General features: G+C 41.8%; 16 protein-coding genes. 4 read left to right on the top strand and 12 right to left on the bottom strand.

Annotation, left to right across the window (positions count from 1 at the left end; translation table 11 throughout):
- Positions 1–8: 8 nt before the first annotated feature.
- The 4 genes from Q7P97_RS14095 to nadC form a co-directional block, all read right to left on the bottom strand.
- The gene (locus tag Q7P97_RS14095) at positions 9–1,253 is read right to left on the bottom strand and encodes a glutamate-5-semialdehyde dehydrogenase (RefSeq protein ID WP_303970038.1); all 1,245 of its coding nucleotides are present in this window, start codon (positions 1,251–1,253) and stop codon (positions 9–11) included.
- Positions 1,254–1,272: 19 nt separating this feature from the next.
- Positions 1,273–2,364 (bottom strand): glutamate 5-kinase, encoded by a 1,092-nt coding sequence (gene proB / locus Q7P97_RS14090; RefSeq protein WP_303970037.1) that lies wholly within the window; start codon positions 2,362–2,364, stop codon positions 1,273–1,275.
- 333 nt (positions 2,365–2,697) lie between these two features.
- Complete coding sequence (gene nadA / locus Q7P97_RS14085) at positions 2,698–3,807, bottom strand: quinolinate synthase NadA (protein ID WP_303970022.1); 1,110 nt, start codon at positions 3,805–3,807, stop codon at positions 2,698–2,700.
- Between the two features lie 5 nt (positions 3,808–3,812).
- On the bottom strand, positions 3,813–4,661 hold the full coding sequence (gene nadC, locus Q7P97_RS14080) for a carboxylating nicotinate-nucleotide diphosphorylase (protein ID WP_303970020.1): 849 nt from the start codon (positions 4,659–4,661) through the stop codon (positions 3,813–3,815).
- 109 nt (positions 4,662–4,770) lie between these two features.
- Between nadC and Q7P97_RS14075 the strand changes: the two genes are divergently transcribed.
- Both Q7P97_RS14075 and Q7P97_RS14070 read left to right on the top strand, forming a co-directional pair.
- Positions 4,771–5,922 carry an IscS subfamily cysteine desulfurase gene (locus tag Q7P97_RS14075; RefSeq protein ID WP_303970019.1) on the top strand — a complete coding sequence of 384 codons (1,152 nt, stop codon included), beginning with the start codon at positions 4,771–4,773 and terminating at the stop codon, positions 5,920–5,922.
- A 16-nt stretch (positions 5,923–5,938) separates the two neighbouring features.
- Positions 5,939–6,478 carry a transcription repressor NadR gene (locus tag Q7P97_RS14070; RefSeq protein WP_303970017.1) on the top strand — a complete coding sequence of 180 codons (540 nt, stop codon included), beginning with the start codon at positions 5,939–5,941 and terminating at the stop codon, positions 6,476–6,478.
- 13 nt (positions 6,479–6,491) lie between these two features.
- Here Q7P97_RS14070 and Q7P97_RS14065 read toward each other — a convergent pair whose 3' ends face one another.
- Together Q7P97_RS14065 and Q7P97_RS14060 are read right to left on the bottom strand one after the other, a co-directional pair.
- Positions 6,492–7,184, bottom strand: coding sequence for an LrgB family protein (locus tag Q7P97_RS14065; RefSeq protein WP_303970015.1), 693 nt, complete (start codon positions 7,182–7,184; stop codon positions 6,492–6,494).
- Positions 7,181–7,558 (bottom strand): CidA/LrgA family holin-like protein, encoded by a 378-nt coding sequence (locus tag Q7P97_RS14060; RefSeq protein WP_303970014.1) that lies wholly within the window; start codon positions 7,556–7,558, stop codon positions 7,181–7,183. Before Q7P97_RS14060 ends, Q7P97_RS14065 begins: the two co-directional genes overlap by 4 nt.
- Before the next feature lie 241 nt (positions 7,559–7,799).
- Here Q7P97_RS14060 and Q7P97_RS14055 point away from each other — a divergent pair, with 241 nt between their 5' ends.
- Positions 7,800–8,012, top strand: a complete 213-nt coding sequence (locus Q7P97_RS14055; RefSeq protein ID WP_303970012.1) for a cold-shock protein — start codon at positions 7,800–7,802, stop codon at positions 8,010–8,012.
- A gap of 76 nt (positions 8,013–8,088) precedes the next feature.
- Here the strand turns inward: Q7P97_RS14055 and Q7P97_RS14050 are convergent, their stop codons facing one another.
- Complete coding sequence (locus Q7P97_RS14050; RefSeq protein WP_029054626.1) at positions 8,089–8,286, bottom strand: zinc-finger domain-containing protein; 198 nt, start codon at positions 8,284–8,286, stop codon at positions 8,089–8,091.
- 108 nt (positions 8,287–8,394) lie between these two features.
- Here Q7P97_RS14050 and Q7P97_RS14045 point away from each other — a divergent pair, with 108 nt between their 5' ends.
- Positions 8,395–8,796 carry a ribonuclease HI family protein gene (locus Q7P97_RS14045; protein WP_099625655.1) on the top strand — a complete coding sequence of 134 codons (402 nt, stop codon included), beginning with the start codon at positions 8,395–8,397 and terminating at the stop codon, positions 8,794–8,796.
- A gap of 617 nt (positions 8,797–9,413) precedes the next feature.
- Here Q7P97_RS14045 and Q7P97_RS14040 read toward each other — a convergent pair.
- The 5 genes from Q7P97_RS14040 to Q7P97_RS14020 form a co-directional block, all read right to left on the bottom strand.
- Positions 9,414–10,751, bottom strand: a complete 1,338-nt coding sequence (locus Q7P97_RS14040) for an MATE family efflux transporter (protein ID WP_303970008.1) — start codon at positions 10,749–10,751, stop codon at positions 9,414–9,416.
- A gap of 308 nt (positions 10,752–11,059) precedes the next feature.
- Positions 11,060–11,638, bottom strand: a complete 579-nt coding sequence (locus tag Q7P97_RS14035) for a Fic/DOC family protein (protein ID WP_303970007.1) — start codon at positions 11,636–11,638, stop codon at positions 11,060–11,062.
- Positions 11,625–11,798 (bottom strand): Zn-dependent hydrolase, encoded by a 174-nt coding sequence (locus Q7P97_RS14030; protein WP_085428861.1) that lies wholly within the window; start codon positions 11,796–11,798, stop codon positions 11,625–11,627. The genes Q7P97_RS14035 and Q7P97_RS14030 overlap by 14 nt, the downstream gene beginning before the upstream one ends.
- Before the next feature lie 130 nt (positions 11,799–11,928).
- Positions 11,929–12,171 (bottom strand): hypothetical protein, encoded by a 243-nt coding sequence (locus Q7P97_RS14025; protein ID WP_303970004.1) that lies wholly within the window; start codon positions 12,169–12,171, stop codon positions 11,929–11,931.
- 170 nt (positions 12,172–12,341) lie between these two features.
- The coding region (locus Q7P97_RS14020) for a glutathione S-transferase C-terminal domain-containing protein (RefSeq protein WP_303970002.1) at positions 12,342–12,683 on the bottom strand (342 nt) is incomplete at its 5' end.

The raw sequence follows: 12,683 nt of genomic DNA, 5'->3' as shown, positions 1-12,683 counted from the left end.
CCTACATATTATCTAATTTGTCCGGTCCCTCGAATCACAAATTTGGAAGAAGTCAATGCTTCTAATCCCATCGGTCCTCTTGCATGAAGTTTTTGTGTACTAATACCGATTTCTGCACCATAACCGAATTCAAAACCATCCGTAAAGCGAGTGGAGGCATTGACGTAAACAGCTGCCGCATCTACGCTATTCAAAAACTGCTCAGCATGTGCATCCGTCTGTGTAATAATGCACTCCGAATGCTTCGTGCTATATGCGGCAATATGATCAAGTGCTTGCTGTACATTTTCCACGCTCTTTACGCGTACTGTCAAGTCCAAGTATTCACTTGACCAATCATTTTGTTCAACCGCTTCGATAGCCGAGTCAAATGCCTGTAGTTGATCGTCACCTTGTATTTGAACATCTTGGTCCTGTAATGCTTTGATCAAACTCTTCCCATGTTGCGTCAACCAGTTGGAATCAATCAAAACCGTTTCGATCGCATTACAAACTGACGGGCGTTGTGTTTTAGCATTAACGACTATATCGATGGCCATTTTCTCGTCAGCGGATTCATCGATAAATACATGGCAATTCCCTGCTCCCGTTTCGATTACGGGTACTGTAGATTCTCGAATTACAGTCTGAATCAATTTGGCACCGCCACGAGGGATCAACACATCTAAATAGTCATTCAGTGTGAACAATTCTTTCGCTGTTTCTCGGCTTGTGTCTTCAATTAATTGAACAGAATCCACTGGCAATGAACTTTTTTCAAGCCCGCGTTGAATGACACGCCATAGTGCTAAATTGGAATGTTTAGCAGAAGAGCTTCCGCGCAAGACGACCGCGTTTCCTGTTTTCAATGCTAGGGATGCCGCATCAATTGTCACATTTGGACGCGCTTCATATATCATAGCGATGACACCGATCGGCACGCGCTTCTTGACAATATGTAAACCGTTTTCCTTGTGGATTTCTTCGAGTGTTTCTCCAATTGGATCTTTAAGATCTACTAACAGACGAACACCTTCCGCCATAGCTTCAATGCGTTCAGGCGTCAATAAAATACGGTCGAGAACCGCTGAATCGATTCCTTTTTCGCGGCCTTCTTCAATATCTTTTTTATTTTCCGCGAGTAATTGATCTTGTTCTTGCAATAGTTGATCGGCAATCAATTGCAATGCCTGATTTTTCTCTTCAGTCGTTGCCACGTTCAATACAACACTTGCTTGTTTTGCGGCTTTTCCTTTATCTCTAATCTCACTCATCATATATTCTCCCCTTTGATTACACTTGTACCCAGCGGTCACGGTGAATGACTTCTAGCATAGGCTTGAATTCTTCCAGTTGATCTTTATTGGAAATCGTTTGTTTTAGTTGTTCAGACGAATAAGTGACTTCCCCTTTACCGATTAAACCATTTAAACCGAACACTTCTACTACTTGTCCAATCTCAAAGTCACCTTGTACTTTAAAGACCCCGGCCGGTAATAAACTGCGCCCATTATGCACAATCGCTTCTTCGGCACCTTGATCGACGTACAGACGTCCAGTAGATTCGGAATGAAGGGCAATCCATTGGCGGTTTGTATTGATCGTGTTGGCAACGGGGCTAGAAATATATGTGCCGTCTCCATGACCTTTTAAAATATCCAGCAATTTTGACTGGCCGTGTCCTGTTCCGATGAACACGGGAACGGCCAATGTGTGAGCCGTTCGTGCAGCTAGTAACTTCGAACGCATACCGCCCGTACCGACTTTCGAGCCGGTATCATCAGCGCCACCAAGCAATTCATCTGAAATTTCATCTAACTTAGTCAAACGTACAGCATCTGGGTCTGTTCGTGGATTGCTTGTGTAGATCCCGTTGACATCGGTTAAAATAATCAATTGATCCGCATGTAGGAAACCACTGACTAATGCGGATAGCATATCATTATCACCAAACGTTAGCTCGTCAATAGATACCGTATCGTTTTCATTGATGATTGGCATGATGCCACGGTCAAGTAATTCGGACATGGCCGCAAATGCGTTGCGGTATCGATCACGATCCGCAAAGTCATGGCGCGTCAATAAGATCTGTGCCGGTATGACTTTATGTGCGCTAAACCTTTCGATATAGGACTGTATTAATAAGCTCTGGCCTACTGCCGCCGCAGCTTGTTTACCTTTAATCGTCTGTGGACGGGAGGAATAGCCGAGACGCGCAAAGCCTGCCGCCACCGCTCCTGACGAGACGACAATGACTTCATGCCCGATGTTTTTCAACATCGCCAACGCATCGACATGATCATTGAATTTCACCTGATCGATTTCTCCATGATCATTTGTTAACGAACTGCTACCGATTTTCACAACGATTCGTTGTCTTTTCATATGGATTCGCCTACCATTTCTACATATCATCTACTTATATACAATAAAAAAGCCCAATCGTCCCGATATAATCAGGACGAAAGGACGTAACTTCCGCGGTGCCACCATCATTGGATTCATTTTCACGAATCCCGCTTTCCTTCTAACGCCAAGGTGCGCGCCTGTATTTTCACAGGACTCAAAAGGCAGGTTCGACAAGGCATTGCGACGGAAACTTCCAGCCGATGGATTCCGCTCTCTAACACATGCTATTTATCTACTGGTCCTTCTTCAACGTTCCATATCATTTCTCCAATCATACAATATTCAGAGTAATTGTCAAGCACTGCTACATTACTTTCGCTGCAGCATACGGTCTAGCGCATCGATCGCATCTGCAGAAGTAGTTGCATCCACTTTGATGATGTTTTGCTCTTTCCCTTCCACAATACTTTCAAGACTCCATAATAAATGCGGTAGATCGATACGGTTCATTGTCAAACAAGGACACATTAACGGATTTAATGAAATGATATCTTGATCCGGGTGATTTTCTATCAGACGGTTGACTAAATTCATTTCCGTGCCGATCGCCCATTTCGTTCCAGGAGCTGCGGCTTGAATTTGATCAATGATATACTTTGTGGAACCGTCGTCATCGGACTTCATCACGACTTCATGTGAACACTCAGGATGAACGATAATTCGGCGCTCGGGATCATTTTCACGTAACTGACGAATATTTTCTACCGTGAAGTTTTCATGAACGGAGCAATGTCCTTTCCATAAAATCACTTGACACTCTGCGTCTTCACCCGCGTATTCTAAAGTATCTGTAATGGGGTTCCATACCGCCATATGATCGAGTGGCACGCCAAGTCCGTATGCAGTATTCCGCCCTAGATGTTGATCAGGTAAGAAGAGTATCCGCTTTTTCTGTGTGAAAGCCCATTGGACGATTTCTTTGGCGTTTGACGAAGTCACCGTCGCCCCACCATGCCGACCGACGAATGCTTTGATCGCTGCCGTGGAATTTACGTATGTCAATGGAAGAATTGTATCTCCAAAACGCGCTTGCAAGTCTTGCCACGCTCTTTCCGTCTGGTAGATATCTGCCATATCTGCCATCGAACAACCTGCACGCATATCGGGTAAATAGACGTGTTGATTTTCCGTCGTTAAGATATCTGCAGTTTCTGCCATGAAGTGTACCCCGCAAAACACAATATGTTCTGCCTCCTCGTTCGCTGCGCAAATTTGTGCTAATTGTAAAGAATCTCCTGTCGCATCCGCAAATTGAATCACTTCATTTTTCTGGTAGTGATGGCCAGGGATAAATAATTTGTTCCCTAACGTCTGCTTAATCGAACGAATTTTTTCTTCCATTTCAGTCACCGTGTAGTGTTTATACCGTTCCGGCAACATAGCGTTTGCCTGTTCTTTTACAAGATCCATCATCGACATGTTCTTCAGTCCTCCTGTGTAGTAAGTTGTATAGTTGCGCTAATGTCCGTTGCAATAACGGAATGCGTCAACGCGCCAACCGATATGTAGTCAATCCCCGTCTTGCCGTAAGAAGCAATCGTCTCTTCTGTAATCATGCCCGAAGCTTCGGTTACGATATGTGGAGGTACGAGTGGTAACCAGTCCGTAATTTCTTTCGGTGTGCGGTTATCAAACATAATAATATCCACATTGGCTTCAATAGCTTCTTGTAGTTGCGCTAGCGATTCTATTTCTACTTCTATTTTTACCGTATGACCTAACTGTGATCTAAGTAGCTGCACGGCATGTGTAATAGAACCTGCATATGCCAAGTGATTATCTTTTAGCATCACTGCGTCGTATAAACCGTTGCGATGATTAAATCCGCCACCGGTTCGAACTGCATATTTATCTAGCATACGAAGTCCAGGGGCAGTTTTTCGTGTATCACAAACTCTTGTGTTTGTTCCCGACAATAATGTGGTTAGATCCGCAGTTTTCGTTGCAATCGCACTCATTCGCTGGATGCAATTTAGTACTACTCGCTCCGCCGTCAATAGACTTCTGACCGGTCCTCTGACACGTGCTAGTATTTGCTTCTCTTCCATTCTTTCACCGTCTTGTAGAAGACACGTCACTTCAATAGAAGGATTCATGAGTTGAAAACCTGTTGTAATAATATCGGAACCGCAAAATATGCCTGAAGTTTTGGCGATAATTTGCATTTCACCCATTACATCAGCTGGAAATAATGTATTTGCGGATAGATCACCATCCCCTACGTCCTCTATGAAAAACTGCTCTAACATTGATTTCAATTTGATTGTATTCATCTGTTTTTCTTACCACCTTTATTTATTCTGGGTGTCTTTACATCTATCTTTACATAAGCGAGGATATATGACAAGATGAATATATTATTTATTGCAGGAGGTCTTTTCTTTGCATTACTTTGATTACGCTGCAACTACTCCTCTTCGCGAGGAAGCCGCTTCGGTATTCGTGTCGGTCTCACAGCAACATTTCGGCAACACGACGAGTCTCCATGACGCAGGAGGTGCTGCGCAAAATATTTTGGCATACAGCAGAACTAATTTATCGAAATTGCTCGGTGTCCGTCCAGAAGGATTGTATTTCACTTCAGGTGGAACAGAAAGTAACTCTCTCGCTTTATTATCGCTAGCACAATCTGCCAAGAAAAAAGGTCAACACATCATTCTTTCAGCAGCAGAACACCCTTCCCTTCATTCAGCGGCAGCCTATCTTGAAGGACAAGGCTTTCGAATTTCACTCATACCTTTCACAGCCAATGGCATAGTTGATCTACATGCACTTGAGGAAGCGATTACTGAAGACACGACTGTAGTATCTATTCAGCATTGCAACCCGGAAATCGGCACTATTCAACCGATTCGTGCGATATCTGAACTGGTGAAGCCTAAAGGAATTTATCTACATAGTGACTGTGTCCAATCTTTTGGCAAGCTATCCATACGCGATATCAGTCCATTCGTAGATAGCTTGTCGATTTCTAGCCATAAAGTGTACGGACCAAAAGGTGTCGGTGCCGTGTATATAGATCCACGCATTCGCGTCGTTCCTTTATTTCCAGGCGCTACACAAGAGAAAGGTTTCCGGGGAGGAACAGTCAATGTGCCAGGCATCGCTTCATTCGTAACAGCAGCCGAACTGGCAGATCCGAGTGAAGTAGATTACGTGGAATTACGCTCTATTTTTCTTAAGAAATTGAATGAAAATAAAGAGCTATTTACTATTTACGGTAGCCAGCAAGAATCGGAACAACTTCCACAAATCGTCGGGCTATGCGTCAAACACTCGGAAGGGCAGCTCATTATGTTAGAATTAAATAGAAGAGGATTTGCAGTGTCGACAGGTAGCGCATGCCAAGTAGGTCAACAACAATCTTCCACGACGATGAGTGCGATGAATATACCTGCACATTTGGCGAAAGGGCTCGTTCGAGTTTCATTTGGAAAGACATCGACTAGTGAAAATGTTACGGAGCTAGCAAACGTATTGCTTGAGGTCGCCGTTTCAACTCAAACTAAAGGCATTCTCTTAGATATTATATAGATAGCAGGTGAGAACTTTGCGACATAAATCAAAAGTGTTAGGTGAACAACGTCGGGATTTGATACTACGGACGCTACAAGAAGCACATCATCCTGTAACAGGTGGAGAGCTCGGGGATTTGACCAATGTCAGCAGACAAGTCATCGTCAGTGATATTAATCTTTTGAAAGCGAAAAACGAACCTATTATGGCAACGAATCAAGGGTATTTATATACTCGGGCCAACGAAAGGGTACGCGCTATTGAAAAAATCATTGTCTGCAAACACGCTCCTGAACAAACCGCAGAGGAGCTAAATATTTTAGTCGATCATGGCGTGACGGTGAAAGATGTCCGTGTAGAACACCCTGTGTACGGCGATGTACGTGCATCGATCATGGTGTCCAATAGGCAAGAAGTAAAAGCGTTTATAGAACAGATCGAGCAAGCACAAGCCCCCTATTTATTAAATTTGGACGATAGTGGAATTCACTTGCATGCTATTTCCGCTCCTAAACCAGAACAATTACATGATGCAGAAGAAGCATTAAAAAAAGCGGGATTCCTAGTTGAATAGGAATCTCGCTTTTCTATGGAAATAACCAAATACCGAATAACGGACCCGCTAGCGCACCGATAATCGCAGATAGTGTCATCGCTACCGAGCTCATGGAAGCTGTTTGTTCTCCGTATTCGAGCGCTTTAGAAGTTCCGATCGCATGCGCCCCCACTCCGAGACCAATACCTTGGCCAATCGCTGTATCAATCTTGAACCAGCGATTGATCCATGGACCCATGAGGATTCCAGCGAGTCCGGCGATAATGACCAATACCGTTGCTAGCGAAGGAATGCCACCGAGTTCTTCTGCTATTTGCATGGCGATGGGTGAAGTAATGGATTTCGGTAAAATACTCGCTAACAGATCATTCGAAAATCCAACAAGTCGCGCTGCTAAGACACCTGTCAACATCCCGACAATTCCTCCGACAACAACGCCACCGAAGATCGGCAACAGGTTTTTCTTGATAATATCTCGTTGCTTATAAAGGGGAATACAGAGTGAGACAATGGCAGGACCAAGCAATGCATCGATCCATTTCCCACCTACCATATACGTTTCGTAGGAAACATTGAATAACGATAACACGACGATAACTGCAATAGTCGTTGTCAGAATAGGTACTAGAAATGGCGAACGCAGCCTAACGTAGACCGCGTTCATCAAAAAGTAGAGCATAACTGTCAACACTATCATCGTGAAGGCAAGTGCTAGTGTATTCATGAAAGAGTCCCCTCCTCTTTCACTTGACGCTTGGCCATAGATTGGCTAACTAGACTAGCGACGACCATCGTGATGAATGTACTGCCGATTGTAATCACGATCAGTAAGCTACCTTTGCCGGCGAAAACACGGCCATAATCCATGACACCAACCGTAGCGGGAATCAGATAAAGCGGCAAAGTCGATAGAAATACATACGCGCCTTTTTCTACCCAGCGAAGCGGGATGACTTTGAGCGATAACAATCCCCACAACAACAGCAAACCAATAATGCTTCCTGGCAAAGGAATAGATAGTTTCGCACGTAAAAACTCTCCTGCTAGAAATAGTATGTACAAAAATCCTACTTGCAAAAGTGCGATGGCAATTTTCACTTCAACACTTCCTTACCTCATTCTTATAAATAAAATGAATACTTCCTCATTATAGGGAATAGTCAGATAAAAACCAATACTTTCCTCATTATTAGTAAATAGTAATCAGAATATTCTCCATATCATTGACACCGTTGTCCTACTCATGTATAGTATAAGAAGCCGTATTGGGCAAGTTTACAGTAATAGACTTGCACGTTACGTGTGGAGATGGATTTCTAATTGCCGAGGAGGAATTATTATGCACCAAGGTAAAGTGAAGTGGTTCAGCAGTGACAAAGGATATGGATTTATCGAAGCGGATGATGGTGAAGATGTATTTGTACATTTCACAGGAATTGCAACCGATGGATTTAAGACACTGACTGAAGGTCAAACAGTTTCTTTTGAAGTAATTGAAGGAAATCGTGGTCCACAGGCGGCTAACGTATCGACTCTTGAGGATGAAGTATAACCTCATCTCGGCGCAAACAGCTGAATTTATAACATAAACAAAGCATCCACGCAGTTGCGGGATGCTTTTTCAATATTTATTTGGAGGCCGTACTGATCTTGTTGATTTCTCTTCCAAGGAATTGCAGTTGGTCTCCTACAGTACAGTCGGAAATACAAAATTGGTGAGCGCCCGTCTTACCGCGTTCGTTTGTTAGTTGTTTTTTGACGTAACAACCTTCACAATATATATCGAGCAATTGATTAATTTCTTTCATGACAACTACTTTATCCATTAGAAAAGAACTCCCACCTTTCTTCCTTCTATTTTAAGTTGACTGACGGGATGTTGCAAGTGTTTCCACGTTTTTTACAATTCATTACCAGATTGGAGCGAAAATTTCATGTTGGAAGTGTACATAGATGGTGCTAGCGCAGGAAATCCTGGATTAAGCGGAATTGGTGTGTATATAAAAGGAGAAGGACAAGATGTGCGGATTAGTGAGCCGATTGAGCCAACGAATAATCATCACGCGGAATTTCAAGCGCTTGTAAGAGGTCTTGAGGAGGCGTCTAAGCTGACAACAGGTATGGTGTCGGTGAGGTCTGATTCGACGGTAGTCGTGCAGTCGATGGAGAAGGAGTTTGTCAAGAACGAGCAGTATGCACCTTATCTGAAACAGGCATTGCGACTGGCGGCGACGTTTGACTTTTTCTTTATAAAGTGGATTGCCGACAGCACAAACAAGACGGCAGATACACTTGCCCGGCAGGCGATTTTGATGCAAAAGAAGCAAAAGGAATAGACTGAGTGAACTGTTTTGTTGGCTATTATTACAGTCGCTAAAAGAGTGTACTGCTACTGCGTTATTTTTATTCGGAAAAGGTCGTGCTTCATGACGACCTTTCTCGCACGAGGTTAAGTAGTTGCAATTTGTCGCTCCAGCCGGACGTGTATGTTACACCGTCATTCGTTCCGATCAACTAAGTGAGTGCGTTATGGTGTATGCCAAAATAAATACATGACTACGAAGAACAATAAGTAGATGACAATAATTATCGGGAAAGTGTAAAGTGATACTCTCCCGAATTTGTCTTTTCTGCTGAACAAGGACAAAACGAATGAGAATACAAGAAGGATAAATCCAAGTGGCATTGTGATGAATAATCTACCCGAAAAAATAAAAAGGCAAAGAAAAGTCAGTCCCATAAGTAGACTAATAAAAGAAATCATGCCTAATCTCCGTGTACTTTGCAAGTATATGACCTCCTAATTCTCGACAAGAGGATAGCCCGTTACATGTTTTTCATTCCACATATCAACCTTAGTAAACGCGATATTCCATTGCCGAGGATTTGATTAGCTTCAATATACGATCTTCATACTTTTCGTATCGATTACTTTCCACTCTAGTCGGTTGATTCATTCCCCGAAAGCTTCAGCTTCTCGCCATTTTCCATATCGGTAATACATAAACGCAGCGATACTACTAATAACGAAACTGACGCCCATCCCGAGTGCAATTCCTTTCTCTCCCATGATGCCTGACAATATATACGTAATTGGAAAACGAAGAATCCAAAAAGAAATGATGTTTAACACAAGCACTTGGAACATAGCTCCAGCTGCACGGACAGCCCCATTTAACACAAAATTAATGCCTAGGAACGGATAAAATAATGCAATTGCCATTAAATAGTTTATACCAAAATCAGCAGCTTCCGGTTCTGTTATGAATAGCTTTATCCCATAATCTGCAAATAGGATGATCAGAATGGCGATCGCAAACATGACTATCAAATTATATACAAACCCGTACAACGTAATTTTATGAACTCGGTCCCATCTACCTGCACCAATATTTTGACCCGCCATACTATTGACCGCAGTTCCGAGTGCTTGGGCCGGCAGCATAATCAAACTATCCAATCGTTGTGCCGCCCCGTATCCCGCGACAACTGCTGGGCCGAATGATGCGACTACACTCATGATTGCCATCACACCAGCCGAAATGACGCTCATCTGTAAACCCGCGGGAATTCCCAACTTTAATATATCGAGTACTTCTCGGCGCGCTGGAATATGTGGTTTCGAGAATGGAACGAGGCTTTTACGCACCGAATAAATAGCGCCAGCGGCAAATGCAATTCCTTGTGATAATATCGTTGCATAAGCAGCGCCTTGAACTCCCCAACCAAAGACGTAAATAAATAAAGGATCCAGTACTGTGTTCAAAATAACTGCAGCTAACACAAAATAAAGCGGCGTCTTCGAGTCGCCTACCGACCTGAATACGGTACCCATAAAATTATAGCCGAATAAGAAAAGGATGCCGATGAAATTAATTCGCAAATACGAAACACCCATCGCCAACATTTCTTCGGGAGTTCCAAGTAAGCGCAAGAGTGGTTCCGCAAATATAAGTCCTGCAATACCGAGTACGATCGACATACCGGAAAGCAGAACGACAAATGCATTCAAATAACGCCGAAGTCCTGACTCGCTACCTCTGCCTTTTTGCTGGGATAAAATCGTCAGTGCGGCATTGTTCAAGCCGATGACGAATGACAAAACCGTAAAGACAACCGTCCCGGAAATAGCTACAGCACCAAGTGCATCCGCACCAATTAAATTCCCAACCCACAAGCTATCGATAAATTGATAGGATGCTTGTAGTAAATTTGTTATCATAATGGGTCCTGAAAAAAGCATGAGTTGTTTGATTATATTTCCTTCTGTGAAATCCTGCTGCCTTACCATCCTTTTCCTCCCCGTATTTAATAAAAACTTACCATTTTATCTATCCAAAATTTCAGCGTCCTAATTACGTAAAAACTTTTTAATATCTTACTTAAAAATTATGCCTAGTTGTATCCTTCTTCTAAAAACTCTAGCCTTAATTTCTTTCTAGTTTGCATAACTTCAACATCTATTATATTTTATCCTGAACTATTCATTGCCACGTCCGAAGATTCCCTTCAAAAGACACTACAAATAGTCTGATGAATAGTAAACTTCTACTATGAAATACGGGCACTAATCTGTGTGAAAGATCAGTGCCCGTTATATTATTCAACGTATTGAATCGTTTCCAAGAATACTTCTCTTAATGACTTTAAATCAGTGACAGATTGAATCATAGCATGCAAATACTTTTCACTTTCGAGCGTTTCATACGACCATTCAATTCCTCTACTACTTGCGTAAGCATGTAGAAAAATCCGGATAGTTCTCCCATTCCCTTCACGAAAAGGATGCAACATATTTAATTCTGCTTTAAAGTAAGCTAAACGATCCGCAGCTTCATTCAGTGAATTCCAAGGTGGTTCCTCATTTAACTCCATAAACAAGTTACTTGCATAGCTATTCAAGAATTGAACTTGACAGAAACGAGTAGCACCTTTCATGAGTTGAACATTTCTAAAGTCTCCGGCAAACGGGTAGATATCTTGAAATAGATAATGATGCAACTCTTGAAACTTTTTCAAGGTAAATGATTCGAATATGAAATCGTTTTGTTCTAGTGCCATTGCACGAAGAGAAAACGCCAATGCTTCTGCTCTTTCAAGTTCTTTATGAGAATTAATCTCCAATAAATTGTGTTTTATTAGGTAATCATCATTTTCTTTATCATTATACTTTCCCATGTCGCAATATATCCTTAATTAAAGTAGGGGTAATTGAAGTCTTTGTATTTATGAGTTCTAAGACTTTTTCCTGCATATCAGAAGAAATATTTAAATTTTCGAGATGAAGATTATGCATCACTCGTTTAAATTCTTTTGAGTCAAGATCCAATGCCTTCATATAAACAACCCCTTTATCAGTATAACCTTACCTTATATTATACAGATCTAATTGGGTAATTACTAATTAGTCGTCTGATCAAATCCTTCTTATGGAGTCGTATCTGATTGCCGGTTGAACAACCCATTATCTAGAAAACACTATCAATCTCTAGTAAGTTCCATACTTCCTTTATTTGTTTCCCATCAAGAATAACTTTTCGAAGTAAATCCTTGCTGTCTTCTTCTATAATTTCACTTGCAGAATCATAAAACCTCCAAAACATAAATTTACCTGTTCCAGCACCTATATAGTAATTTTCATTTCTATAAATAAAATGAATCTCTCTTCCTGTATCTAAGTCTTCAAGAAATTCCTCGTAGCTATAATTCATTCGTTTGAACTCCTTTACATAGCCCACTATAGGGATTGGGTGCAAAACTCTTATACAAGAATCGCACCCTTTTGTTAAATAAACCACTATTCTGTTGTCTTTGTTATGTCTATACTAGGGTTCGATTCTATTGTAAAAAAGTAAAACCTCAATACATTATTTTTAAAAATTTATTCCTCAAGCGACTGATACTCTGCTGCAAGACCTTTTTGAACGCCTGGTCGTTTCGCAATGCGATGAGACCATTCCAATAGATGAATATATTCATCCATGTTTAAAAATTCATAAGAGCCTTCATACAATTTCCCTAAAGCTAAACGTCCGTACCAAGACCAGATCGCAATATCTGCAATAGTATAAGTGTCGCCAGCAATATAAGAACGCTGAGCTAATATTTTATCCAGTAAGTCTAATTGACGTTTCGTTTCCATAGTAAAACGATCAATTGGGTATTTCATTGGCTCTGGCGCATAAGCGAAAAAGTGACCAAACCCTCCACCAACATAAGGACC

The organism is Sporosarcina ureae (assembly GCF_029267015.1).
Classification (GTDB): Bacteria; Bacillota; Bacilli; order Bacillales_A; family Planococcaceae; genus Sporosarcina; species Sporosarcina ureae_D.
Note: the sequence above shows the minus strand (reverse complement) of the source record. Positions and strands in the feature narration are given on the sequence as shown.